The 24,945-nt window shown below is 52.1% G+C and carries 27 protein-coding genes; 9 read left to right on the forward strand and 18 right to left on the reverse strand.

Annotated elements, in window-relative coordinates; translation table 11 throughout:
• Nucleotides 1-94 precede the first annotated feature (94 nt).
• Nucleotides 95-580: a transcription elongation factor GreB gene (gene greB / locus EZV72_RS17895; protein ID WP_137168512.1), complete on the forward strand. Its 486-nt coding sequence runs from the start codon at nucleotides 95-97 to the stop codon at nucleotides 578-580.
• On the opposite strand, the gene arfB is transcribed toward greB, so the two are convergent.
• Nucleotides 577-990 (reverse strand): alternative ribosome rescue aminoacyl-tRNA hydrolase ArfB, encoded by a 414-nt coding sequence (gene arfB, locus EZV72_RS17900; protein WP_137168513.1) that lies wholly within the window; start codon nucleotides 988-990, stop codon nucleotides 577-579. The genes greB and arfB overlap by 4 nt on opposite strands.
• A 303-nt stretch (nucleotides 991-1,293) precedes the next feature.
• Here arfB and EZV72_RS17905 point away from each other — a divergent pair, with 303 nt between their 5' ends.
• Complete coding sequence (locus EZV72_RS17905) at nucleotides 1,294-1,656, forward strand: hypothetical protein (protein WP_137168514.1); 363 nt, start codon at nucleotides 1,294-1,296, stop codon at nucleotides 1,654-1,656.
• A gap of 144 nt (nucleotides 1,657-1,800) precedes the next feature.
• Nucleotides 1,801-4,128 carry a Tex family protein gene (locus EZV72_RS17910; RefSeq protein ID WP_137168515.1) on the forward strand — a complete coding sequence of 776 codons (2,328 nt, stop codon included), beginning with the start codon at nucleotides 1,801-1,803 and terminating at the stop codon, nucleotides 4,126-4,128.
• A 13-nt stretch (nucleotides 4,129-4,141) separates the two neighbouring features.
• Here the strand turns inward: EZV72_RS17910 and EZV72_RS17915 are convergent, their stop codons facing one another.
• From EZV72_RS17915 to bioH, 3 genes are all read right to left on the reverse strand, one after another.
• A complete protein-coding gene (locus tag EZV72_RS17915; RefSeq protein WP_137168516.1) occupies nucleotides 4,142-4,978 on the reverse strand; it encodes a putative metalloprotease CJM1_0395 family protein in 837 nt (278 codons plus the stop codon).
• Nucleotides 4,975-5,286, reverse strand: coding sequence for a hypothetical protein (locus tag EZV72_RS17920; RefSeq protein ID WP_137168517.1), 312 nt, complete (start codon nucleotides 5,284-5,286; stop codon nucleotides 4,975-4,977). The genes EZV72_RS17915 and EZV72_RS17920 overlap by 4 nt, the downstream gene beginning before the upstream one ends.
• 68 nt (nucleotides 5,287-5,354) lie before the next feature.
• On the reverse strand, nucleotides 5,355-6,134 hold the full coding sequence (bioH, locus tag EZV72_RS17925; protein WP_408640848.1) for a pimeloyl-ACP methyl ester esterase BioH: 780 nt from the start codon (nucleotides 6,132-6,134) through the stop codon (nucleotides 5,355-5,357).
• 250 nt (nucleotides 6,135-6,384) lie between these two features.
• Here bioH and EZV72_RS17930 point away from each other — a divergent pair, with 250 nt between their 5' ends.
• The gene (locus EZV72_RS17930; RefSeq protein ID WP_137168518.1) at nucleotides 6,385-6,960 is read left to right on the forward strand and encodes a ComF family protein; all 576 of its coding nucleotides are present in this window, start codon (nucleotides 6,385-6,387) and stop codon (nucleotides 6,958-6,960) included.
• On the opposite strand, the gene EZV72_RS17935 is transcribed toward EZV72_RS17930, so the two are convergent.
• Complete coding sequence (locus tag EZV72_RS17935; protein ID WP_137168519.1) at nucleotides 6,955-9,549, reverse strand: M14 family zinc carboxypeptidase; 2,595 nt, start codon at nucleotides 9,547-9,549, stop codon at nucleotides 6,955-6,957. The genes EZV72_RS17930 and EZV72_RS17935 overlap by 6 nt on opposite strands.
• A 129-nt stretch (nucleotides 9,550-9,678) precedes the next feature.
• On the opposite strand from EZV72_RS17935, the gene nfuA reads away from it, so the two are divergent.
• Together nfuA and EZV72_RS17945 are read left to right on the forward strand one after the other, a co-directional pair.
• Complete coding sequence (gene nfuA / locus EZV72_RS17940) at nucleotides 9,679-10,257, forward strand: Fe-S biogenesis protein NfuA (protein ID WP_137168520.1); 579 nt, start codon at nucleotides 9,679-9,681, stop codon at nucleotides 10,255-10,257.
• Between the two features lie 12 nt (nucleotides 10,258-10,269).
• Entirely contained in the window at nucleotides 10,270-10,524 is a 255-nt protein-coding gene (locus EZV72_RS17945; protein WP_137168521.1) for a hypothetical protein, read from the forward strand.
• Here the strand turns inward: EZV72_RS17945 and EZV72_RS17950 are convergent.
• Nucleotides 10,493-11,761 carry an MATE family efflux transporter gene (locus EZV72_RS17950; protein ID WP_137168824.1) on the reverse strand — a complete coding sequence of 423 codons (1,269 nt, stop codon included), beginning with the start codon at nucleotides 11,759-11,761 and terminating at the stop codon, nucleotides 10,493-10,495. The genes EZV72_RS17945 and EZV72_RS17950 overlap by 32 nt on opposite strands.
• A 110-nt stretch (nucleotides 11,762-11,871) precedes the next feature.
• Between EZV72_RS17950 and EZV72_RS17955 the strand changes: the two genes are divergently transcribed.
• Complete coding sequence (locus EZV72_RS17955; protein WP_137168522.1) at nucleotides 11,872-12,969, forward strand: polysaccharide deacetylase family protein; 1,098 nt, start codon at nucleotides 11,872-11,874, stop codon at nucleotides 12,967-12,969.
• Between the two features lie 7 nt (nucleotides 12,970-12,976).
• Here the strand turns inward: EZV72_RS17955 and EZV72_RS17960 are convergent, their stop codons facing one another.
• From EZV72_RS17960 to EZV72_RS17985, 6 genes are read right to left on the reverse strand one after another with little or no spacing between them, the layout of a single operon-like run.
• Entirely contained in the window at nucleotides 12,977-13,576 is a 600-nt protein-coding gene (locus EZV72_RS17960) for a GNAT family N-acetyltransferase (RefSeq protein ID WP_137168523.1), read from the reverse strand.
• An 8-nt stretch (nucleotides 13,577-13,584) separates the two neighbouring features.
• The gene (locus EZV72_RS17965; protein WP_137168524.1) at nucleotides 13,585-14,238 is read right to left on the reverse strand and encodes an SCO family protein; all 654 of its coding nucleotides are present in this window, start codon (nucleotides 14,236-14,238) and stop codon (nucleotides 13,585-13,587) included.
• Nucleotides 14,235-15,158: a heme o synthase gene (gene cyoE, locus EZV72_RS17970; protein WP_137168525.1), complete on the reverse strand. Its 924-nt coding sequence runs from the start codon at nucleotides 15,156-15,158 to the stop codon at nucleotides 14,235-14,237. Before cyoE ends, EZV72_RS17965 begins: the two co-directional genes overlap by 4 nt.
• Nucleotides 15,151-16,140: a COX15/CtaA family protein gene (locus tag EZV72_RS17975; RefSeq protein WP_137168526.1), complete on the reverse strand. Its 990-nt coding sequence runs from the start codon at nucleotides 16,138-16,140 to the stop codon at nucleotides 15,151-15,153. Before EZV72_RS17975 ends, cyoE begins: the two co-directional genes overlap by 8 nt.
• 12 nt (nucleotides 16,141-16,152) lie before the next feature.
• A complete protein-coding gene (locus EZV72_RS17980; RefSeq protein WP_137168527.1) occupies nucleotides 16,153-16,707 on the reverse strand; it encodes a hypothetical protein in 555 nt (184 codons plus the stop codon).
• Nucleotides 16,700-17,416 carry an SURF1 family protein gene (locus EZV72_RS17985; RefSeq protein ID WP_137168528.1) on the reverse strand — a complete coding sequence of 239 codons (717 nt, stop codon included), beginning with the start codon at nucleotides 17,414-17,416 and terminating at the stop codon, nucleotides 16,700-16,702. The genes EZV72_RS17980 and EZV72_RS17985 overlap by 8 nt, the downstream gene beginning before the upstream one ends.
• A gap of 33 nt (nucleotides 17,417-17,449) precedes the next feature.
• Here EZV72_RS17985 and EZV72_RS17990 point away from each other — a divergent pair, with 33 nt between their 5' ends.
• Nucleotides 17,450-17,659 (forward strand): DUF2909 domain-containing protein, encoded by a 210-nt coding sequence (locus EZV72_RS17990; protein ID WP_137168529.1) that lies wholly within the window; start codon nucleotides 17,450-17,452, stop codon nucleotides 17,657-17,659.
• A 9-nt stretch (nucleotides 17,660-17,668) separates the two neighbouring features.
• Here EZV72_RS17990 and EZV72_RS17995 read toward each other — a convergent pair whose 3' ends face one another.
• The 6 genes from EZV72_RS17995 to EZV72_RS18020 all read right to left on the reverse strand — a co-directional run bounded on the left by EZV72_RS17995 (nucleotide 17,669) and on the right by EZV72_RS18020 (nucleotide 24,042).
• Complete coding sequence (locus tag EZV72_RS17995) at nucleotides 17,669-18,547, reverse strand: cytochrome c oxidase subunit 3 (protein ID WP_137168530.1); 879 nt, start codon at nucleotides 18,545-18,547, stop codon at nucleotides 17,669-17,671.
• Between the two features lie 18 nt (nucleotides 18,548-18,565).
• The gene (locus EZV72_RS18000) at nucleotides 18,566-19,150 is read right to left on the reverse strand and encodes a cytochrome c oxidase assembly protein (protein ID WP_137168531.1); all 585 of its coding nucleotides are present in this window, start codon (nucleotides 19,148-19,150) and stop codon (nucleotides 18,566-18,568) included.
• 2 nt (nucleotides 19,151-19,152) lie between these two features.
• Nucleotides 19,153-20,766 (reverse strand): cytochrome c oxidase subunit I, encoded by a 1,614-nt coding sequence (ctaD, locus tag EZV72_RS18005; RefSeq protein ID WP_137168532.1) that lies wholly within the window; start codon nucleotides 20,764-20,766, stop codon nucleotides 19,153-19,155.
• 8 nt (nucleotides 20,767-20,774) lie between these two features.
• Complete coding sequence (gene coxB / locus EZV72_RS18010; protein ID WP_137168825.1) at nucleotides 20,775-21,911, reverse strand: cytochrome c oxidase subunit II; 1,137 nt, start codon at nucleotides 21,909-21,911, stop codon at nucleotides 20,775-20,777.
• Between the two features lie 354 nt (nucleotides 21,912-22,265).
• Nucleotides 22,266-22,895 (reverse strand): transcriptional repressor LexA, encoded by a 630-nt coding sequence (lexA, locus tag EZV72_RS18015; RefSeq protein WP_137168533.1) that lies wholly within the window; start codon nucleotides 22,893-22,895, stop codon nucleotides 22,266-22,268.
• A gap of 115 nt (nucleotides 22,896-23,010) precedes the next feature.
• Complete coding sequence (locus tag EZV72_RS18020; RefSeq protein WP_137168534.1) at nucleotides 23,011-24,042, reverse strand: asparaginase; 1,032 nt, start codon at nucleotides 24,040-24,042, stop codon at nucleotides 23,011-23,013.
• Between the two features lie 208 nt (nucleotides 24,043-24,250).
• Between EZV72_RS18020 and EZV72_RS18025 the strand changes: the two genes are divergently transcribed.
• On the forward strand, nucleotides 24,251-24,931 hold the full coding sequence (locus tag EZV72_RS18025) for a hypothetical protein (protein ID WP_137168535.1): 681 nt from the start codon (nucleotides 24,251-24,253) through the stop codon (nucleotides 24,929-24,931).
• Nucleotides 24,932-24,945 lie beyond the last annotated feature (14 nt).

Here is a 24,945-nt window from a genome sequence, read left to right on the forward strand (position 1 = left end):
CACCGAACGCCGGCTGACCTTATCCTTTTACAGGAACTTCCTAACGGTCACACTTTAAAAGTTAGTTAATTTTCAAAAAGTTGCAAGAATTATTGTGAAAACACCACTGATAACCCGAAACGGATACCTGAAACTACGCGAAGAGATGGATTTTTTATGGCGTCAGGAACGACCTGAAGTCACTCGTAAAGTCACCTGGGCCGCCAGCCTGGGCGATCGCAGCGAGAATGCTGACTATCAGTATAATAAAAAACGTCTGCGTGAAATTGATCGCCGGGTGCGCTACTTAAGCAAGTGCCTGGAACGTCTTAAGGTCGTGGACTACAACCCGGAGCAGGAAGGCAAAGTCTTTTTTGGTGCCTGGGTAGAGATTGAAAACGATGAGGGCCGTCAGATGACCCTGCGTATTGCCGGTTATGACGAAATCTTCGGACGCCGCGATTACATCTCGGTTGATGCCCCCATGGCCCGGGCTCTGCTGGGCAAGGGTGTTGATGATGATGTGACCGTCACCACCGAGGCAGGCACATTTGAATGGTGGATAAACCGCATCTGGTACGACCCTACCGACAAGCTTTAAATATCGACTTTTTTGCGCAGTGCTTTTTGCCGGCTTTGCTGTCGTTTATTTTCTTTGCGCCGGGCCTGCGCGCCTTTGCTGATACGGGTTGGCTTACGCTTCTTTTTCACTACCAGCGCACTGGCCACCCATTCAGCCAGCCGGTTCTGCGCATCCAGCCGGTTTTGTTCCTGAGTCCGGAAGTTCTGCGCCTTTAAGACAAACACGCCTTCAGCGGTAACCCGGGTATCCTTTTTATCCAGCAGGCGGGTTTTAATGTTGTCCGGCAGCGACGATCCGGGAATATCAAAGCGCAAATGAATGGCGCTGTTCACCTTGTTGACATTTTGCCCGCCGGCGCCCTGCGCTCTAATGGCTGTCATATCCACTTCGGCTTCATCAATACGCAGTGTGGGGGAAACTTCTATCATACTCTCTGGCTTCTCAATAGTGAGTTTTTGTGTGCATAAAAGTCACAACTATCATCAAAAAATAGTGGACAAAGTCAGTTTATCTACTACTTTAGAAGTATGACAAACAAATAAATATGCATCTCAAGATTTATTTTGTTTGTCGCATAAAACTATTTTTATTTACGGCATAAGTGCTTAACGGTTCATCTGTAAATTTGGCGCGGTTTTGTCTCCAAATACCAGCGCACTCACTGTACAATAAACACACAGCAAATTATGGATGTCGTCGTCCAGGGACAGGCAAGCAGAAAGATTAATATTATGATACACAGCAATGATGTTCACGACTTAGAACTCTATCGGCGTTTAGGTGGTGATGTTGCGTTGGTAGAACGGCTCATAAAACGCTTTTCGACCAGTTTACCGATATTAATAGTACGGTTGACCCTGGCTATTAGGGGGCAGGATCGGTTGCGCGCATCAACCCAGATAAAAATGCTCAAAGAGGTCGCCAGCGCCCTGTCGGCCCAGCAGATTTTTGACGATTTGCATCAGCTAGAAGGATCACTGGCCACCGCGCAGGATTGTGCATTACCTTCGGCCATCAAAGACGTGGAAGCGATAGCCCAGGCGTTTATGGCTTATATGCAACAACGTTTTCCCGGCATTTACGAAACTGCGTAGAAACTGGTCGGTACTGAGACAAACACACTTCTTCATAGCATCAGGAATGCTATACTTGCCTGCACTTTTTCTTTAAATCAATGTTAACGTCAGCCTGGCTGAACATCGCGCCTGGCGTTAGGGCACATTCAACGTTAAGTTATTATGATTACAAATACTATTGCCACCGAACTTGCTGTTTCTGCTCAGCAGGTCGAAGCTGCTGTTTCATTGCTGGATAGCGGCGCCACCGTACCTTTTATCGCCCGTTACCGTAAAGAAGCCACGCAGGGCCTGGATGACACTCAGTTACGTACCCTGGAACAGCGACTGACTTATCTGCGCGAGCTTCAGGATCGCAAATCCGTCATTCTTAAATCCATCGATGAGCAGGGTAAACTGTCTGCCGAACTCAAAGCGGACATTGAAGGGGCGCAAAGTAAAACTACGCTGGAAGATTTATATCTGCCCTATAAACCACGTCGCCGCACCAAAGGCCAGATTGCCATTGAGGCAGGTCTGGAACCACTGGCTGACCTGTTGTTCAGCGCACCGGAGCAGGATCCTGAAGCCGCGGCCGCTGAATATGTTAACGCCCAGAATAATGTGGCCGATGTCAAAGCCGCACTGGAAGGCGCTCGGTTTATTCTGATGGAGCGATTTGCTGAGGATGCTTCCCTGCTGGCCAAGATTCGTCAATACCTGAACAACAATGCGTTTGTCGACAGCAAGCTGGTGGAAGGCAAAACCAAAGAAGCTCAGAAATTCAAAGATTACTTTGCCCATTCAGAGAGACTGAAAACCGTTCCCTCGCACCGGGCGCTGGCCATGTTCCGGGGCCGCAACGAAGGTGTGCTGCATATTCAGCTAAATGCCGACCCTGAAAGCGAAGATGCGCAGGCCCCGTCACACTGTGAACACATTATTGCGCAGCACTACAATATTTTAGATCGCGGCCGCCCGGCAGATGCCTTTATGAAACAGGTGGTGCAGTGGACCTGGAAAATCAAAATCGGTCTGCACATGGAAACTGAGCTGTTCAGTACCCTGCGTGAACGCGCTGAAGAAGAAGCCATTGCTGTATTTGCCCGTAACCTGAACGATCTGCTGATGGCAGCACCGGCAGGTGCCAAAGTGACTATGGGACTGGATCCTGGCCTGCGTACCGGGGTAAAAGTCGCCATTGTTGATCAGACCGGTAAGGTCGTTGCCACCAACACCATCTTCCCGCATGTTCCGCAAAATCAGTGGGACAAATCCATGCGTACCCTGTCAAACCTGTGCAAGCAGCATAAAGTTGATCTTATCAGCATTGGTAACGGAACCGGCTCGCGGGAGACCGACAAGCTGGTCGGCGATATGCTGAAAAACGACAGCGCACTGAAAGCCCAGAAGATAATGGTCAGTGAAGCAGGTGCATCGGTGTATTCAGCCTCAGAACTGGCGTCAAAAGAGCTGCCTGAGCTGGATGTGTCCATTCGTGGCGCGGTATCGATTGCCCGCCGCCTACAGGACCCGCTGGCTGAATTGGTGAAAATTGAGCCAAAAGCGATTGGGGTCGGCCAGTATCAGCATGACGTCAGCCAAAGCCAGCTGGGCAAGTCACTGGATAAAGTGATTGAGGACTGTGTAAACGCCGTGGGTGTGGATCTTAATACTGCATCGCCTGCGCTGCTCAGCTATGTGTCGGGATTAAACCGCACGCTGGCTCACAATATTGTACAATTTCGTGACACCAACGGTGCGTTTGCCAACCGTAAGGCCCTGCTCAGTGTAGAGCGCCTTGGACCGAAGGCGTTTGAGCAGGCCGCAGGCTTCCTGCGTATCTTTAGCGGCGACAACCCGCTGGATAAATCGGCGGTTCACCCGGAGTCCTACAAGGTGGTGGATGCTATCGTGGGTAAAACCGATGTGGCGGTAAACGATCTTATCGGCAATACCGAACTGCTTAAAAAATTGTCGCCAGAAGAGTTTGTGTCTGATGAAGTAGGCCTGCCTACTGTGCAGGATATTCTGAGCGAACTGGACAAGCCTGGTCGTGACCCCCGTCCGGAGTTTAAAACCGCTGTCTTTAAAGAAGGCGTGGAGACCATTGCCGATCTTAAACCAGGCATGATTTTAGAAGGTGTGGTCAGTAACGTTGCCAACTTCGGGGCATTTGTGGACGTGGGCGTTCATCAGGATGGACTGGTGCACATTTCAGCACTGACCAACAAGTTTATCTCTGATCCCCGCGAAGTAGTCAAAGCCGGCGACATCGTGAAAGTAAAAGTGATGGAAGTTGATACTGCCAGAAAACGTATTTCATTTACTATGCGCTTGGATGAGACACCGCAGGCCAAGGCCAAACCGGCCGGGGGTAGTGGCCAGAAAAAAGCCAGAGCAAATCAGCAGAACCGGGGCGCAGGCAAGCCGGCTAAAGCGTCGCAACCGCAAAATGCGGCCATGGGCAATGCCTTTGCTGACGCCTTTGCCAAGGCCAAAACCAAGTAAAACTCAGGCGGTTTCAGGCGCTGGCCGAAAAGCCAGCGCTTTTAGAATTACCAATAGCCTGATAAACATGCTGAATACGCCCGATACGACTGCTCATCTGTGCACGATCATACTCTGCCGGATTGTAATCCGGGCTGACTGACTCACTGCCTTGTGGTTGCTCAGCTTGTGACGCTGCCATGCCGCTTAACCGGCTGGCCACCTCAGCAGCAATCTGCTGCCGTGCTTCGAGTATTTTCTGGCTGGCTTCTGCCGCCACTTTCATATCCTGCGCTGAAGGCTCTGCCGGCGCCAGGGCCGCGGTTCTGACCTGCTCCATCTTTTGCAGATTTCTCTGTGGCGATCCTTCATCGCTGACATCAATACTGACTTCACCATCGGTGATATAACGCTTATTATCCGGCCCGGTTTCATATTCATAGCGAGGCGCTGAGGCATATTGCCCGCCAGCAGCCTGATGCGCCTGCTCATGGGTGCGAACTTCCTGATCGCGCTGCTTAAGCTGAGCAACTTCACGTTGTTGTGCCTGCTCTTGCTGACGCTGCTGAGCATCATCACGACCGGCACTCTCATCTGCGCCATTGTCGGGTGTATCAGCTGAGTTACCCGTAGCCGCTTCCGGCTGCGCCTGCGCACTGGCCGGTTTTTCGTATGTCACCGGCGCGGGTTTCTGACCCGGTGATTTCGCCCGGTCTGACTCTGCCCCCAGCCCTTGCTGGCCGGCTCCTTTTTCCGCATCAGCACTTTGTGGAATGGTTTCTTTAAGCAGGTTATCCCGGCGCGCCGCTTCCGTCGCCAGGTTGGCCGTGGGCAGCGCGAAAGTGGTGGGGATGGGCGTAATCAGGTTCATGCCAGCGTATCTATCAGCTGCCCGACCATGTCAGTGGCAACACCCAGCACTCTGGCTGATGCCTGCGCATTGATGCGACTTTGGGTCAGGGCAACTAGCTCGTTGGTGACCGGCCCGGCGACGGGGCCTTCAAACTGTGTGGAGGCGCCTGGGAGGGACGCATTTTGTGCACCCGGCCCGGCACTGGGCGGGATACCGGACGCGTTAATACCCAGCGACGCCTGAGTGATATCCTCAGATGCCCTGTTAAGGCCCTGTCTGGCACTGTAAAACGCACTGTTATCTGCACTGCCGATGACGTTCGACATGACGGTATCCCGGTGACTATCTCATGCTTAATTATTAGCCAAAAAGTAGAAAAAGTAAACGGACTGTTTTATTGCCTTGTACACATAAATTGCCGAATCACATCAGCCGTTTGCTCAGGATGCGAAATAAACGGCGCGTGAGAGGCCCTGGACAGCACGACGGCGTCCGACTCAGGATGTAACTGGCAAATCTGATCAATGGCACTGGTAGGGACCAGACTGTCCAGCCGGCCGTACAAACGTAAAGTGGGCTGGCGAATGCGTCCAATCTCACCACGCAAATCCTCACTGGATAATAAATGCAGAGAACTTGCCAGCGCAGCGGTAGATGGTGCAGGCAGCCGGGTTACCTGCTCTTTAATCAGCTTGATATCCTGACGGGCCGAGTCGCTACCCATGGCCTGAATAGCTAAAAACCGGTCCAGGGTTTTCTGGTAATTTTTACTCAGATCCTGTTCAAACTGCGCCAGTAAATCAGGGGCAATTCCCGGCCAGCCGGGCCCGGCGACAAAACAGGGAGTCGCCGCAATAGTGATCAGACCGGTTACCTGTTCAGGGGCCAGTAACGCCAGTTGCTGAGCCACCATCCCGCCCAGTGACCAGCCCGCCACCACACATTGCGCCGGCAATACCGCCTGTATTTGACTGGCCAGCCGGGCCACCGTGTAGGGATCACCGGCGTGCTGATTATTTTCCCCAAAACCGGGCAGATCGATAGTGGTAATGCGGTAATCCTTTTCCAGTAGCGGAATAAATTCACTGAACACCGCACTGTTCATTCCCCAGCCATGCAGGAGAACCAGATCTTTTCCTGTACCGGCAGTACGGGTGACCAGCGGATTATGCAAAGTATTATGTGATTTACGGCCTGTATTCTCAAAGCCTGCTTGATCAGAAGTGTTTATCACAACGAATATCCTTTGTCTGCGCTACGTAGGAGCCTAGCATGAAAATCGTGACGGCCTGATGTCAGTATCAGGCTTTTTTGCCCGGTCGGAAATATCACAGTGTTGCCAGCTATGCGGCGAGGCAACCTGCGAACCTGTCTGTCGATGGTGCAAAAATGATACCCGCTTTTTTTATCACGACAGGCTGCCGGTGAATTTATTACTGCGTCCGGCCATTTCCCGGTATATCAGACACCGCCGTTACTCTGCTCTGCTCGCCTGTGGCTTTTATCAGTGGCCGCTGAACCGGCTGATTCACCAGTTTAAATTCGGCCGGCAGGTAGCCACTGCCCGATTACTGGCCCGCTGGTTTGCCCCGCTGTGTAGCCAAATATCCACGCCACCTGAGTATTTGCTCCCCGTACCGGTCCCGGCCAGTCGTTACTGGCAACGACAGTTTAATCCCGCTGGCGTACTGGCCAATGAAATCAGCCGCTGGTGTCATATTCCGGTGTTTCATGGCTGGGCCAGCCGGCGACCGGGCAAGCCCCAGCACACCCAGAATCGCAGTGAGCGCTATACCAATCTGCGCCATGCCTTTGCCGTACAGCGTTTACCTCAGGCCAGCTGTGTGGCAATAGTGGATGATGTTGTGACCACCGGCTGCACCGCCGATGCGCTGGCCGGACTGATCCTGTCGCAGCGCCCGGATATCTGTATACAAGTCTGGGCCATCGCTGTCACCCCGGCGCCGGCCCGTAAACACGACAGCCGGGCATCGTTATAGCAGGTGGCCGGTCTGATACAGTGCATTACTTAGCAACTTACTGGTGCCATACCAGTAGCCACGAAAATGAATATCATCCACAAAGCCAATGACTACACCACGTCCTGCCGGCTGCACAACCGTTGCGGCACTGCCTGCCACCATCGTAGCCAGTTGCGGCGCACTGTAACCGGCCATCAGCGGTGATGCGGTATAGCGGGACGGTGTGGAAAAGGCCGATGTATTGGAGCGCACAATCATATTGGAGGTTTTAAATACCGGTAACAAGCTCTCTTCGTAGCCAAAAAACAGGGGGTGCGTGGTATCTATGCGAGTTTGATAAACCGCCCCGGCAATCAGTTTTTTGGCGTACAGTGCACGCTGGTCGGCAAACGTCAGGCCAGTGGTGTCAAACGCATCATCGATTGTTTGGCGGCTTACAATATCCAGGTTCAGCCAGCGGTTTTTATCAAAATACTTTAAGGCATTACGCTGACCAATCAGCACGCCCCCCTGCTTCACCCAGCGTAACAGTTTCTGTTCAGCGGTGTCGCCGGGACGATATTGCCCACTGGTAAAGATAATATGGGTATACCGGCTAAGATCCGCCGCGCCCAGATTCTGCTGTTCGATAATGGTTGGCGCCAGGCCTACCCGGGTGTCCAGATAATGCCAGACCTCGCCCACTTCATATTCACGGGTGCCTTTGCCACCCACAATCAGTACCTCAGGCAGGGTGACAGGCCGCATATCCCGGCTGCCAATATCAATGCCTTTCAGGGTGTGTCCGCTAGCCAGGCTGGTGATGGACACCGCATAGCGCCGGGCAGCCTCATCCAGCAACGCAGGCAGGTTGTCGGGCTGTTCCAGGGCTGCGGGTATCACCACACTGCCCGCGGCAAATGACTGATTTTTCTTATTGCCTACCGCACTGGTAAAACCGGTTTGTGCACTGCGCGCCTGTACATTGTGAGACAACAGATACTGCAAAGCGGCCGGGGCTTCATAGCTGTGCCAGTCCAGTACCCAGGCATAGGCATCAGATGCAATCGGGGTGGCCTCAACCGGGGCGGCCGGGCTATTGCCGGTTTTCAGCTTACGTCGCAGGTCTCTATCCACGGTGTCATAAGTCAGGTTAAATGCCAGCGGCAGATTCCAGTTAGACACATCATAAAAGGTATTGTTGGGAAATGACTGACGGGTTGAAAACAGCGATTTAATCAGACGGTAGCCAGGCTGATCCAGAGGCACAAAAATGCTGTTGTGCGCCGGGTATCGCTGGCGGTTAACCGTGATATCTGCACTGGTCCAGGCATACTGAATCTGATGCTGTTGCAGTAGCTCAGTCATGGCAGCAAAGCGCGCATGATCAGCTCCGCGCCTGATCACAAAGCCATAGGCATCATCATCGTTAATCAGCGCATCGGTGTGCCGGGCAAAGTCCCGCTGATAGGATAATATAGCTGGCTTGTTGGCCAGTGCGCCGGCAAACGTGCTGAGTGAGGTGGTAACCTGATTAGCGATGGTCTGGGTGAAGGTCAGCGGACCATTAATAGTTTCCTGTACATGACCACGACTGCTGGCCTGCTCAAACAAAATACCGATGCTGCCCAGGGCATCCGGGTAAGATGATCCTTTGCCGTAATAAAAATCATCAAAACTTTCTTGAGAAAAATACAATTGCCCGGCTTTATCCAGTGCATCAATATGAAAACTGGCCAGCGCTTCGGTTAGGGTGACATTGCCATCGGGTGTGTTGGGGTTTTTGCGATCCGGTACACCTGGCTGGAAAAAATAGGTGCTGTTGGGACCCATTTCATGAAAATCGGTCAGGATGTGCGGACGCCATTTATGAAACTGGGCAATCCGGGCCCGCGACTCAGGATGGGTTAGCAATAACCAGTCGCGATTTAAATCAAACCAGTAATGGTTGGTTCGGCCGGATGGCCAGCCTTCAGCATGTTCGCGATGTCTGGGATCAGAGACCGTGTGGTAGCCTTTGTGCATATTAGCCCACTGGGCAAATCGGGACAGCCCGTCAGGGTTGAAAGCCGGGTCGAGCAGCACAATATTGTCCTGCAACAGCGTATCAATTGCTTTGCTTTGCCCGGCGCTCAGATAATAGGCGATAAGTAACGCCGCATTAGCGCCGGAAGGCTCATTGCCATGAATACTGTAGCCCATGTAGAGCACCAGCGGCGCGCCAGTGGTATCGGCCTTGCCCGCGCTCAACCGGGCCAGATGTTGCTCACGCAGGCTAGCCAGTTCAGGCTGATTGGCAGCGGCGGTAATGGTCAGCAGTAACAATGGACGGTTTTCATGACTGGTGCCGGTTTGCTCCAGCGTGACCCGGTCAGATTGTGCGGCCAGCAATCGCAGATAGCCTACCAACTGATCGTGCCTGACATGCCACTGCCCGACATTCGCCCCAAGGTAGTCTTCGGGTGAAGTGATATCAGGGTTGTAGCGGGTATCCGGTGGCAGATAGTCAGCCGCCGGTTTGCCAGTGTTGATTACCGGCATGGCCAGCGCGGTGACATGAAAGAAAACAAGGGCTAATAGCAGAGCCGGCAGGATGACTGAAGAAGCAGGCGTCAGATACTTTCGCATAAACACAATTTCCGTTTCGTCGTTATGACTAAATTACGCTGATAGTAAAAAGCCATCAATACCTGACTGTTTTACTCAGGTAAATTTGTTATCATAGCGCCCAACGATGTTGCAACGCAGGACCAAGTAATGATCACTATATCAGAAGATGCTCAGGCGCATTTTGTTAAATTGCTGGATAAACAGGAAGACGGAACTCACATCCGGGTTTTTGTTGTTAATCCGGGGACGTCTTCAGCCGAATGTGGCGTGTCTTACTGCCCACCCAATGCAGTGGAAGAAAATGACCTGCGGCTGAACTTTACCGGTTTTGATGCCGTGGTTGATGAAGAAAGCGCGCCCTATCTGGAAGAAGCAGAAATTGACTACGTCACCGACCAGATGGGCTCCCAGCTGACGCTCAAAGCGCCGAATGCTAAAGCCCGCAAAGTCGCTGATGATGCGCCACTGGTAGAGCGTGTTAACTATATGATTGAGACAGAAGTCAATCCTCAGCTGGCCAGCCATGGTGGCAAGGTAGTGCTGCTTGAGATCACCGAAGACGGTTATGCTGTGCTGCAGTTTGGCGGCGGCTGTAACGGCTGCTCCATGGTCGATGTCACCTTAAAAGAAGGCATTGAAAAGCAAATGGTGGAAGAATTTGCCGGTCAGCTTAAAGGGGTTCGTGATGCCACTGAACACCAGGCTGGCGAGCACTCTTACTACTAGGCGATACCCGTTATGAGTACTTTGCTTGCCCAGCTTAAAGACCCTAAAGCCAGCTGGTTCCGGTTTAAAATCGGACTGGCTGTGTTTGCTGTGGCTGTAGCGATGATGATGCTGACCGATAAACCCGAAGGGGCTGTGAAATGGGCGATTCTTATCACCCTGACCATCGGGTTTGTGACTGCGATGTCTGGCTATCTGGGCATCTTTTTACAGCGTATCAGCCGTTTTAAAGAGATTAAGCAACGGACTCGCGCTCCGCGTAAATAATCCGTAAGAGTACCCAGGCCAGAGTCACTCCTCTGGCCAGTAAAAAGGCCAGCAAGGCATACCACAACGCTACATTCCCGGCTTCCTGACAATACCACCATACTGGAAAAAACACCCCGGCTGCACTTAGCAGCATGGTATTTCGCATGGCAGCAGAGCGGGTCAGTCCGACAAATACCCCATCAAATAAGAAGCACCAGTGTCCCAACAGAGGTAACAGCACCATCAGGGGCAGATAAGGGACCGCCGCGTGATAGAGTGATGGCAGGTCGGTCAGCAAACCTACAATCTGCTCGCCCAGCCCCCAGAATGCCAGCGCATAAAGCACCGCAAATAACGATGACCAGATAAGTCCAAGCCAGGTCTGGTGAGCTATTTCAGCTTTATCGTTATTACCGGCCGCTTTACCTACCGTGGCTTCCACCGCATAGGCCACACCATCTAAACCCAGCGCAATAAGCACAAAAAACTGCATGAGAATCGCATTAACCGCCGCAGCGGTTTCTCCGTAACGGGCGCCCTGCAAGGTCACAAAGGCCAGGCAGGCCTGCAGGAAGAGATTACGCAGCAACATGTCGCCATTAAGCTTGAGCAGAATGCGCCGGGCTGCAGAATTAAACCACACCAGCTGCGCCGGCTGGAATCCAATGGCTTTCAGCGCCACCAGCGCCCCCATTATTGCCATACTGTACTCGGCCAGCACACTGGCCAGCGCTACGCCCTGTACCGACATATCCAGCCCGAATACAAACAGCATGTCGAGCCCGGCGTTGAGCACATTCCCGGTTATCTGAATAGCCATTACAGCCCGCGTGCGTTGCTGGCCCACCAGCCAGCCCACCAGCACTAAATTCATCATGGCGGCCGGTGCGCCCCACACCCGCACAGAAAAATAGGCGGTGATGTACTGACTGACCGCCGCACTGGGATCTGCCAGTGCAATGCCTGCGCTAAGTACAGGTATCTGCAAAGCAAAAATGGCCAGCCCGAGTATCAGGGCCATTGCCCCGGACTGATACAAGACTCTGGCTGACGCTACCTGAGTACTGCCCTGCCCCGACGTCTGAGCGCTCAGACCGGTGGTCGACATACGCAAAAAGCCACAGACCCAGTAAATTTGCGTTAAAATAAGCGCGCCCACCGAGGCACCGGCGAGCATCGCCGGCGAATCCATATGCCCCATCACTGCCGTATCAACCAGGCCAAGCAAGGGAGTGGTAATGTTAGCCAGAATCATCGGCCCGGCCAGGGCTAACAGATGCAGATGGGCCGGCCAGCCCCGCCGGATGGTGGAATCGGTCACAAATAAAGCTCAGATAAGGTTAAGGAGATAATGTGCAGTGTAACATGACACGTCGTTCGGATAACGGGAAGTCCCGCATTCACCGCAGGCTATGCCGCCTGCCAGCAGCTATCACCGCGTTGATAACCATGCTTATCTCAATGGCGGCCAGCGCCGGCAATGGTGCCCCTATTTTGTTGTACCATCATGTCTCAGCACAAACGCCAGCCAGTACCAGCATTACACCGCAACAGTTTGAGCAGCATATGGCGTACCTGCACGACCACTATACGGTGCTGCCATTAATAGAGATTGTCAAAGCACTGAAAAAGCGTGACCCGCTGCCCGACAATGCGATTGCCGTGACCTTTGATGACGGCTACGCCAATATTCTGGAAAATGGCCATCCTGTCATGCAGCAATACAATATTCCGTACACCGTATTTATTAATCCGGCAGAGATTGGCCAGCGCCGGGACCAGCTGACCTGGGAGCAGGTGAAAAGCATGCAGCAGGATGGCGTTATTTTTGCCAATCACACGCTGGATCATCTGCATATGCTCAACCGCGAAGAAGGCGAAACTGAACAGCAGTGGCTAAAGCGCGTAGTCAATAATGTTGAGCAGGCTGAAAAAATGATTAAGGACAAAACAGGCCGTTCGCTGCGTTATCTGGCCTACCCGTTTGGCGAATATAACCGCACGCTGGCTACACACCTGCAACAAAAAGGGTATATTGGATTTGGCCAGCATTCTGGTGCCGCCGGACCGGACTCGGATTTTGCCGCGCTGCCTCGCTTTCCGGCTGCCGGCCCCTATGCCAGCCTGAACAGTCTGAAGGCCAAAATGGCCAGCTTGCCCATGCCAGTCAGTCAGACTTCGTTTACCGAACCACAGATGACCGGACACACCCCTCCGGCCTCGATTACCCTGACCATTAAGGATAGCGATGTCCGGCTCAGTCAGGCAGCCTGTTACTTTCAGGGCAATAAAGCAGCGGTCAGTATAAGCGACAACAGCCTTACCGTCAGGATCACTAAAGACTTGCCCACCGGCCGCTCCAGAGTGAATTGTACTGCACCCTCAAACAGCCGGAATGGCCGGTTTTACTGGTATTCACAGCCATTTTTTGTTGCAGACGCCAACGGTCATTATCCCGATTAACGGCCATTCAGGTGGCCGGTGCTATCCCTTTGCCCATCTGAATAAATGCAGACAAAGTCTGGCGTACTTCAAAACCATGCCGGGAATAAAATTGTAGCGCACCGGTGTTGGCCCGGTGCACATCCAGCACCAGCGCCAGTTTTTTCAGTTCAAGGGCCTGCTGCTCCATAAAACGCATCAGCATGCTGCCAATACCGGCCCGCTGATACACCGGATTCACCGCCAGATGCCCTATTCCCAGTTCCAACTGCTCCGGCGGATTAAGCGCCACCGTGACCTGCTGACTTCGCATCACCACATCCATCGCGGTATCAATACCGTAAAATTCAGTGACACTGGCCAGTGTCTGTCGATCAAAGTCAGCGGGTAAGCCGTCATGCCAACTCGTGATAAGACCGGCAATGTTGTTGTCATAGGTGGCCACCCAGTGATTATCACTGCCATACTGCCCCTGCCGCCTCGCCCAGGTGTCATGCAAGAAGTCAGACGCCCGTTTAGCACTGCCCAGACCAAAAATAGAAACCAGCAAATCACGGCCTGATTCCAGTAACAAAGGCACAGCCTGAGCGCCGTCCTGCGGTGTCGCTTTTCTGATTTCTACTACCATGACTACATCTACTTCGTCTGAATAATCTGCGGCAGTTCCGTCACAATATGTTCAGGGTTTACAATAGTAACCTGGCCTGGTGACGACTGCGGTTTAAACCGTCCTCTGGCGGTGGCATCCGGTCCGATAACAACAAGGGAGCCACTGTGGTCGACAAGATAGTCATCAGCCTCTGTACTTTCTGATATGGCGTACATCATGCCGATGCTTCTGACAAAAGGAAAAACCTGCCCGTGATCCGCGGTAGCGGCAATAAAGTCATCGTTAAAATACGCTTTATAGGCAGCCAGGCGTTCAGGCGAGTCCCGTTTTGGATCTACTGATAAGAACATAACCTGCACCGGAAGTTCCGGCGAGAGCGTGGTTAGTTGCGGATACTCCCGGTTCAGAGCAGCCAGCGTCGTCGGGCAAATATCCGGGCAGTGTGTATAGCCCAGAAACACCAGGGTCCAGTGACCGTTCAGATCGGCCCGGGTCAATGTCTGACCGTTAGCCCGGTTAAATGTAAAATCAGACAACTCTCTGGCCGCAGGATAAGGCTGGTAGTAACGATATTGAGGTTCACTCGCGCTGGTTTGTGGCGGCGCGATAGTCAGCGCTGCCCAAATACCACCAATAAACGCCACCAGTAAAACAACACCAATCAGCAGTCTGTGCTTCATAAACTCACGGGAATGTAATGATCAATTAAAAGAACGACAAACAATAGCATCAGATGCAGGATAGAAAAACGGAATGTTTTCATGGCCATACCGGCTTTATCTGAAAACTTGAGTTGCCAGGCATACACACAGAACACAGTGTTCAGGCCACTGGCCCCAATCAGATAAATCAGTGAACTCATGCCTACCAGATAAGGTAAAAACCCCACTAATAACAATAGCACGGTGTAGCCCAGAATCCAGGTTTTGGTGAACGCAGGGCCGTGGGTAACCGGCAGCATAGGAATATCCGCTTTTGCATATTCGCGTTGACGGTGAACAGCCAGCGCCCAGAAATGAGGGGGAGTCCAGGTATAGATAATCAGAACCAGTAACAATGCATGGGCATGTACCTCGCCGGTGACAGCCGTCCATCCCAGCAATGGTGGCGCGGCGCCGGCCAGCCCGCCAATAACAATATTTTGCGGTGTCGCCCGTTTCAGGTACATGGTATAGACCACTGCATACCCCACCAGGCTAAGCAAAGTAAGCCAAGCGGTTAACCCATTGACCCACCAGACCAGAATAGCAAAACCACTACCTCCTAATAGCAGCGCAAAACACAGCGCTCTGGTGACGGTAACCCGCCCGCCGGCCACCGGCCGGTGATAGGTACGCGCCATCATACTATCGATGTTGTGGTCCACCACATGATTGATGACCGCAGCACTGCTGGCCAGCAGCCCTATACCGGACAGTCCGGCGATGAGGATGGTGGCACTGACCAGTGTATCGGTGGCCAGGCACATCCCCACCAGCGCCGTGAGTAAAAGCAGCATCACCACCCTGGGCTTAGTCAGCTCGTAGTAGTCGCGCCAGCGGGCAGGCTGCACAGCTAAGTGGCGGGGTTCATCACGCCCGGCGATAAACGGCTTAGCCATTGGCGGTATCCCGGTTATGCGCTAACTGCCAGATAATCCACACCATCACCAGTAATAAACAGGCCGCAACAAAATTATGCGCGACAGCCACCGTCAGGGGCAGACTCATCACTACATTGCTCACGCCCAGAATAACCTGAGCACTGAGCATAAAAATCAGCGCGCCACCGGCACTGTTCATGACCTTTGAGCGCAACCGCAACAGCCAGATGCCAAAAGTCAGCAGGTACACAAAGGTGATGAGCGCGCCCGCCCGGTGTATCACGTGCATGGTCATACGCTCAGAATAGCCGTGCACACCAAACTCATAGTTTTCTGCATAGGGCACACTATACGCGCCATCCAAATCCATCTGAGTCCACCACTCACCCTCACAAACAGGAAAATTTGTACAGGCCAGCGCAGCATAGTTGGCCGATGTCCATCCGCCCAGCGCAATCTGGCAGCCCAGAATAAACATTCCTACAAAACCAAACAGCATCAGACGACGGGCAGATTTGAGTTTGTCCCGGCAGGTAACGCCTTGCAAGCGTAGGTACATGACAAACAAACAGGCCAGCACACCAAATCCACCCAGTAAGTGCCCCATTACAACAACAGGAAGCAGATTAAGGGTTACTGTCCACATTCCAAGTGCAGCCTGAAAGACAACAAGCCCACAAAGAAAAAGAGGTAATCCGACCGGCATTTGTGGTGATTTCTTTTTCACCGCAATAAAGGCGATGGCAAAAATAAGCAATCCCAGAGTACCGGCAAAATAACGATGAATCATTTCTGACCAGGCTTTACTGACCTCAACCGGTCTTTCGGGAAAGCTCGCATTAGCCTGTGCAATCTTATCTTCAGAGGCGGGAACAAATAAGTCGCCATAGCAACCAGGCCAGTCAGGACAACCCAGTCCGGCATCGGTTAGTCGTGTATATGCCCCCAGAATAATTACTACAATAGCCAGAAGTAACGCACAGGTAACCAGCTTTTTCATCCCACTCTCCTGTTATCCAATCCGTGATAATTTCAGCAGTTTGCGTACATCAGCCAGCATATCCCGGCTATTCATAATGGCGCTTTGACGATCTTCAGACACCGAGTAGCGCAACATGGCATTATTCAGTGTATCTACCAGGTAGACAGCATCCGCGCTCAGCGCCGCTGACTGCTGTGGATGGTTAACCGCCACGATGTTAATTTGTGTATCCTGCTGTAAACGGGTCACCGCCTGGGGGTCACTGTGCGTACTGAACAGCACCGTGGGTTGAGCCCGGTCGGTATCACGGCCCAGCGCCAGCCAGACCTGCTGAATACTGTACAGGGCATTTTCACAGCCGGCGTCACAATGCGCCGGTATCTGATACACCAATCGCCATTTGGGCGGCTGTTTTGCCAGCAAGGCAGATAAATCCATTACCGGCTGAATAAGCTCACCTTTGTTGGTTACCGCGCGGTTAAACCAGTTGTTATCCAGCGCCAGTTTTGCCAGCACCACCGGCACAATGAATACGCCCAGCAGAGCCAGCATGGTATAAGGTTTACGCGTTGTTTTTTCAGTCATGAGAAGTCCTTCTGGGCAGCATCAGAATCAGGGTGATAATGCTGGCGGCTATGGCCAGGCCAAACCATTGAATAGCATAAGCCAGGTGTTTTTTTGGCGGCATTACAACGGGCTTCCAGTCACGCACAAAATGCGGATGCGCCTCCGTCAGCTGCACTACAAATGGCTGAAATTGCTGCCCGGTGAGACTCTTTAATCGCTGAATATCCAGCTGTTGCAGCAGTAGCGTGTTATTGATGGCGCCGGTGGTGGTTTCCCGGATAACCGGATTATCTGCCGGTACGGCTATGACACCGCCCGCCTGTTGCAGTGGCTCAGGAATAATGACACTGGGCAGATCCCCACGGGTAACACCGGCGGGCATCCAGCCTAAGTTTACCAGTACAGGTAAGGCATCAGACGCCCCTTGCAGCTGTACTGCGGTGAGTACCTCAAACCCTACTCTACCGTTGTGAATCCGGTTATCCAGATACACCAGGGGTAAGTCGGTAAAGCGGCCAGTGATGGTTACCGGATAATCCCGGATATCGCCGCTACGATGTATCATGTCGGCAGCGCGTTGTGGTGTTTCTGTCTGTTTTTGCGCTATGCTAGCCAGACGCTGTTCTTTTTCATGCATGCGATCAAGTTGCCACCATCCCAGGCGGCACATGGTAAGGATCGCCAGTACCGCAATGACCAGCGCAATAAGGGGCTGCCGACGAATCATATGCAGCAACTGATGGCGAGCAAAGGACGATTTATGCTGATTAAAGTGATTCTGGTAGCGCTGTTGATATACATGATTATCAACCTCTTTCTGGCCATGCGGGTGATGCTGCAAAACAGCAGTGATGGCAAGCCCATGAGCAAGTACATCGGCCGCAGAGTGCTCACCTCGGTGTGTATCGTGGTGATCATCCTGCTGGCACTGGCTTTTGGGCTTATCCATCCGAACCCCCGTCCTTATTAATCTGCCGGACTATAAGATATAAACAAAGACAAACAGCATCACCCACACCACATCAACAAAATGCCAGTACCAACTACCGGCCTGAAAAGCGAAGTGATTGTGCGGGGTAAAATGGCCTTTGAGCACCCGGAAGAACAACACCATCAAAATAATCGTCCCCAGCGTGACATGCATGCCGTGAAAACCCGTTAACAGAAAAAAGGTGTTGCCATAAATGCCGGATTGCAGGGTGAGCCCCAGATCGTTGTAAGCATGAATGTACTCTTCCACCTGCAATGTCAAAAAGACGCAACCCAGAACAATGGTCAGGCCCAGCATCCATGCCAGTTGCTTACGTTTGCCTTGCTCCAGTCCGACATGGGCAAAATGCAAGGTAACGGATGAGACCAGCAGAATAATGGTGTTGATGGTTGGCAACCCGGCCGGTCCCATTTGCTGTGTGGTGGTACCGCCAGGTGTGGTGAGAAGTGGCCACACGGCTTCAAAGCCGGGCCACAACACTTCATTGGTCATCGCGTTATTAGATGCCCCGCCCAGCCAAGGAATCGCAATGGTGCGGGCATAAAACAGCGCGCCAAAAAAAGCCGCAAAGAACATCACTTCGGAAAAGATGAACCACGCCATGCCCTGGCGGTAGGAACGCCCTAGCTGGGCACTGTACAAACCAGACATAGACTCATCTATCTGATTTTTAAACCAGCCAAACAGCATCACCAGCAAGGCCAGCAGACCGGCCAGCAGGATGGGTTTGCCATACCCGTCGACTGACTTGGTCGACTCAATGACCACATTGGCTGCCCCAACCGCAATTAAAAACAGCGCGACCGCCCCGACAATGGGCCAGGGACTTTGTGCCGGTACATAATACTTCTCGTAAGACTGTTGCATGGGTTTCTCCACTTCACCTTACTCGGTTGACGCATCACTGCGCAGATAGGGGTTGTCCTGCTGATTGAGCTGGCCGGCGCGCCGGGTCACATCAAACAGCGTGTACTGAACGGTAAAATAGGTAATCTCTTCAGGCAGCTGAGGGTCGACATAAAATGACATCGGCATAACGGCCTGCTCACCGGCGCCAAGTGGCTGCTGATTAAAGCAAAAACATTCGGTTTTATTTAAATACAGGGCTGCCTGACCCGGTGATACCGATGGAATTGCCTGTGCGATGTAATCTGAAGACATCGGGTTACGAACAAAAAACTCGACGGTATTTACCTCCCCCGGATGCACCTTAATACGCTGGGTTTGGGCCCTGAACTCCCAGGGCATACCAGTATGTGTGCGGGTAACAAACTCAACCGTCACCCTACGAGAGGTATCGACTTCCACCGCGCTGTAAATCGCAGCTTCATTGGCGGTTTTTCCGTTGATTCCGGTGATATCACAGAACACGTCATACAGGGGCACCAGCGCAAACCCAAAGCCGAACATTCCCAGTACAATCACCACCAGGCGAATGACCAGATTCCGGTTTGCTGCGGCGCGGCTCATGACTATTTCACCACCGGTGGTGTTTCAAATGAATGATAAGGTGCCGGTGATGGAATTTCCCATTCCAGCCCTTCTGCTCCATCCCACACCTGGCTGGTGACAGGCTCACCCTGCTTGCGACATGCCTGAATCATCACAACCAGAAATATCAGCTGAGACAGGCCAAAGGCAAATCCGCCAATACTTATCCACTGGTTAAAGTCGGCAAATTGCAGCGCATAATCCGGAATGCGCCGGGGCATTCCCGCCAGGCCGACAAAGTGCATGGGGAAAAACAGAACATTGACGGAGATCAGTGAACACCAGAAGTGCCATTTGGCCAGGGTGATGTTAAACATGCGCCCGGTCCATTTTGGTAGCCAGTAATAGACGGCGGCCATAATGGAGAACACCGCACCGGTCACCAGCACATAATGAAAGTGAGCCACCACAAAATAGGTATCATGATACTGAAAATCGACCGGTGTAATGGCCAGCATCAGGCCTGACAGCCCACCAATGGTAAACAGAACAATAAAGGCCAGCGCAAACATCATCGGAATTTCAAAGGTCATCGAGCCGCGCCACATAGTGGCCACCCAGTTAAAGACTTTCACGCCGGTGGGCACTGATATCAGCATGGTGGCAAACATGAAAAACATTTCCATGTATACCGGCATACCGGTGGTAAACATATGGTGCGCCCACACCACAAAAGACAGCAGTGCAATAGAGGCGGTGGCATAAACCATTGAGGCATAACCAAACAGAGGCTTACGGGCAAACGTCGGTACAATCTGGGAGATAATGCCAAAGGCCGGCAAAATCATGATGTACACTTCCGGGTGGCCGAAAAACCAGAAAATATGCTGAAACATCACCGGATCCCCACCGCCGGCTGCATCAAAGAAACTAGTGCCAAAAAACTTGTCGGTTAAAACCATGGTGACAGCCCCGGCCAGCACCGGCATAACAGCGATTAGCAAAAAGGCGGTGATCAGCCAGGTCCACACAAACAGCGGCATTTTCATCCAGGTCATACCCGGCGCTCGCATGTTGAAAATTGTCACGATCACGTTAATCGCCCCCATGATCGAGGAGATCCCCATAATGTGCACAGAGAAGACAAACAACGCCGTACTGTCACTGCTGTAGGTCGTAGACAGCGGCGCGTAGAAAGTCCAGCCGAATGCCGGGCCACCGCCTTCGGTAAACAGAGATGCCAGCAATATGGCAAAGGCAAAGGGCAGGATCCAGAAACTCCAGTTATTCATCCGCGGCAGCGCCATATCCGGCGCCCCGATCATCATCGGGATCAGCCAGTTTGCCAACCCGGTGAAAGCCGGCATCACTGCCCCAAATACCATGATCAGTCCATGCACGGTCGTCATCTGGTTAAAAAAGTCCGGCTCTACAATCTGTAACCCTGGCTGAAATAATTCAGCTCGGATAACCATGGCCATAGCGCCGCCGGTTAAAAACATAATAAAGGCAAACCACAGGTACAGGGTGCCGATATCTTTATGGTTGGTGGTCAGAAGCCAGCGGGTAATTCCTTTTGGAATATGATGGTCATGGTGATCATGATCGTCTGCGACGCTGGCATCATGAGCGGATGCGGATGTAACCTTTGACATGATGCCTCCTATTGCCCGTTCATAAAGGCGTTTATGTCCTTGGGCTGGACACTTTCGCCGGTGTTATTACCCCAGGCATTGCGCTCATAGGTGATGACCGCAGCCAGCTCTTTAAGTGACAGCATTTTGCCAAATGCCTGCATGGCGGTGCCGGTTTTGCCATTGACCACAATGTCGATATGCCCCTGCATATCCTCAAGCGCAATCTTGCTGCCTTTAAGTGCCGGAAACGCGCCTTTCAGCCCTTCCCCGTTTGGCATATGACAGGCCGCACAGGCAGAGCCATAGACTTTTTCACCTATACTCATCAGCTCATCCATGCTCATATTCATGGCCAATAAACGTTGTTCTTCTTCTTTTTCACGCTGAATACGCGCTTCCTGCTCGCTCATCCACTTATCGTATTCGGCCGGTGTTTTGGCAATCACCACAATCGGCATAAAGCCATGGTCTTTACCACACAGTTCAGCGCACTGACCACGATACAGGCCCGGCTCGTCAACTTTGGTCCAGGCTTCATTGATAAAGCCCGGGTTAGCATCTTTTTTCACCGCAAAATCCGGCACCCACCACGAATGGATGACATCATCAGAGGTGATCAGGAAGCGGACTTTTTTGTCAGTCGGAATCACCAGGGGACGATCCACTTCCAGCAGATAGTTTTCACTTTTAGTAAATTTGTTCGCGATTTGTTCGCGCTGTGTGGCCAGCAAAGAGTAGAAAGACACATCAGAGTCCATGTATTTGTAATGCCATTTCCACTGAGACCCGGTCACCAGTACAGTCATATCAGGTTCAGTGGTATCTTCCATGGCAATCAGGGTGCGCGCCGCGGGCACCGCCATAAAAATAAGGATTAAAAAAGGCACGACGGTCCAGGCAATTTCCACTTTGACATTTTCGTGGAACTTGGCCGCCACAGCACCGCGGGAACGGCGATGAAAGTACATCGATATGAACATGACGCCGAATACCAGTACGGCAATCACAACACAGATAATAAACATCAGCATGTGCAGGTCGTAAACCTGACCACTGATTTCTGTCACTCCCTGACGCAAATTGAGCGACGATGCCTGCTCAGCCTGCCCGGACGTCTGCGCAGCGCAAACTGACCAGGGTACGACTAACCCTAAAACCATCATTACGACATTTGTGAGTCTTTTCACTCAACACCTCCGTGATGGATAAGACATGGAAGCCTGCAAGTCGACCATGAACCCAAATTGTTATTCAGTGCTATGGTTATTTTTGTTTTATATTGTTGTTATGTTTATGTTAATTACAGTCTAAGAATTAACCATTTTTAACGTGGCGTAAAGTGTTTTTCGCCAAAAGCGTGTAATTATTAATCGACAGGGACAGGTTTCAGCAGGGTAAATACAGGAAATAAAAGGAGGTAATATAGGAGGTATGAAAAGATTAAATTTGCCGGGAGGCAGGAAAACAAAACAGCATAGAATGGAGGCTACCGGTGGGCACCGGTAGCCAGAAAGTGGTTACATCCAGTCAGCGTTACGAATTACACCCACTGCCAGCCCTTCAATGGAAAAAGGCTGCGAGGCCAGGTCAACCTTAATAGGTTCAAACTCATCATTTTCTGCATGCAGCAGTACCTGATGGCCTTTTTTCTCAAAGCGTTTCACCGTAACATCTTCATCTACCCGGGCCACTACAACCTGCCCGTTACGAATGTCGGTAGTGCGATGCACAGCCAGCAAATCGCCATCCAGAATACCGATGTCTTTCATGCTCATACCACTGACACGCAGCAGAAAATCGGCATGTGGGCGGAATAAAGCCGGGTCGACCTGGTAATGGCTTTCAATATGTTCCTGCGCCAGAATCGGCTCGCCGGCTGCCACCCGTCCAATCAGCGGCAAGCCCTGCTCTTCATTGGCAGCATCGTCTTCTAAGGGGGCGACCAACCGGATGCCCCGGGACGTACCCGGCAGGATTTCAATGACATTTTTACGGGCCAGTGCTTTTAAATGCTCTTCTGCAGCATTTGCAGACTTAAAGCCCAGACGCTGTGCTATCTCGGCGCGAGTAGGAGGCATACCAGTCTCCCGCATATTCTTTTTGATAAGCTCTAGCACTTCAGTTTGACGTTGAGTAAGTGGACGCATAAACAGCCTGGGTTTTCATACAGTTAACTGTGAGTATATACAGCTATTAATAAATCGCAACCGGCAAATCACTACCCGCCCAATTTTTTAACGCTTTATACCCAGGCCGGAGCTGTTACAGCGTGGCGAAGTAGCCGCGAATCGTCTCCATCGAGTCATGTCGGGCCAGTGCCAGCGACAAAATTATTTTGGCTTTTTGCGGATTATAAAAGCCCGATCCAATCGCCTCATCGTTGGCTGTTACGTAGCCAGCATCAATTCGGCTGGCGATAACCACCGGGATCCCCCTGGCCATTGCCTCCTTCACAGCAGGTTTGATCCGACCCGGGATCGAGCCGTTGCCCGTTCCGGCGATCACAATTCCTTTCGCGCCATTTTTGATCGCAGCGCGGATCAGGGTGTCATCCTGATCCTGATAACTGTATAAAATAGACACGTCAGGCAGGGACTCTACCTCACTGATGTCGAAATGCGGCTTATTTACCGGTTGCGTCGGGGCGTAATAAAAATAGGGCTGACCGTTAATGAATCCCCCCAGATACCCGGCTTCCGGTGACTGAAAGGCTTCCACTGCGTGGGTGTCGGTTTTGGTCACAAACATCGCCGGACTGATACGATCGTTCATCACCACCATCGCCCCGCGATGCCGGGCGCTATCTGAAGCAGCCAGCTTTACTGCATCGTACAGGTTCATTGCCCCGTCAGCGCTGATCGCGGTGGCCGGACGCATCGCCCCGACAATTACCACAGGCTTAGGGCTGCGGGTAGTCAGATCCAGAAAAAATGCGGTTTCTTCCAGCGTATCCGTGCCGTGAGTGACCACCACGCCACTGGTATCAGGCTTGGCCAGGTCAGCATGGATAGTTTTAGCCAGCTTGAGTAACAAGGTCCGATCAACATCTGATGATTCAAGATTGGCCACCTGCCGGCCCGACACATCTGCAAATGATTTGAGTTCTGGCACCGCATCAATCAGGGTTTGCACTCCAAGTGAGCCCGACACATAACCGGTGCTATCCAGATTCGAGGATGCCGCACCGGCAATCGTACCGCCCATGGCATAAATGGTCACTTGAGGGCGCTCAGCAGCACCGCAGAAAAAACAGAAGAACAGCAATAATGTTGCCAGCAGAGCAGAATTTTTCATTTACATTCCTTTATAAAACCCAAAATACACACTGATCCGCCTATGTCATACCACTGCGTATCATAGCCGGACAGGTCAGGTGTTATATCATTGCCAGATGTTCAGGCTGGTCAGATTACATGACCGATCAGGCACAATTACTGGTCATCACGGGGCATGAGCCTGTGATATGCTGCAATGTGTTATGGGTCATTATTAAGCGGAGCGCATGAGGCTTTTTCTTTTTTCTGTTGTTCTGACAAGCATTTTCAGCAGCCAGGCTGTAGCTATCAGTGCCGGTGAGTACGATTACCTGACGCCTGAGCAGTGTGCCACCGCCGGCCTTGTTGAAGATAAGCAAACCGGTGCTGTTATGCTGGAGATTGTGCCATCGGGAATTAGCGACTATCGGCTGAAAATCAGTACCCGCGAGCTTGGCGAGTATACCTCGGGCGGCCAGACATTACTGAGTCAGCTGGAAGATGAACAGATTTATACTGTCAGTCAGAGTCAGGCAAATCCCGGCGCGTCACAACACCATTTTTTATTACAACGGCAGCGACTGACTTTTCAGCAGCTGGTCGGCACCCTGAAGCTGTTTTCACAAAATCAGAATGATAAAGGCAATTATTACACCTCGCTGCTGAAAATTGCTGATGACCAGGCGCAGTTTAAAGCCGTCACTAACGTCAGACTATTTGAAACCGGTGTAGCGGGCAGGGTACTGCTTACCCGCTATCAGTCAGACTACTTTTTACTTGATGAAACCGGTCGGCCTGTATCAGAACCTACCATATCGGTCGATCATATTGACGGATTGAGCGTCGGGCTCGACCAACCGGCCAGATCGAAGATGTTTGCGCATACCGGGCTGTGCTTACAGCGCTATGATCCATTCGGTGCACGTTAATCTAAAGGAGCAGC

Origin of the sequence: Salinimonas lutimaris (assembly GCF_005222225.1) — a bacterium.
Lineage (GTDB): Bacteria > Pseudomonadota > Gammaproteobacteria > Enterobacterales > Alteromonadaceae > Alteromonas > Alteromonas lutimaris.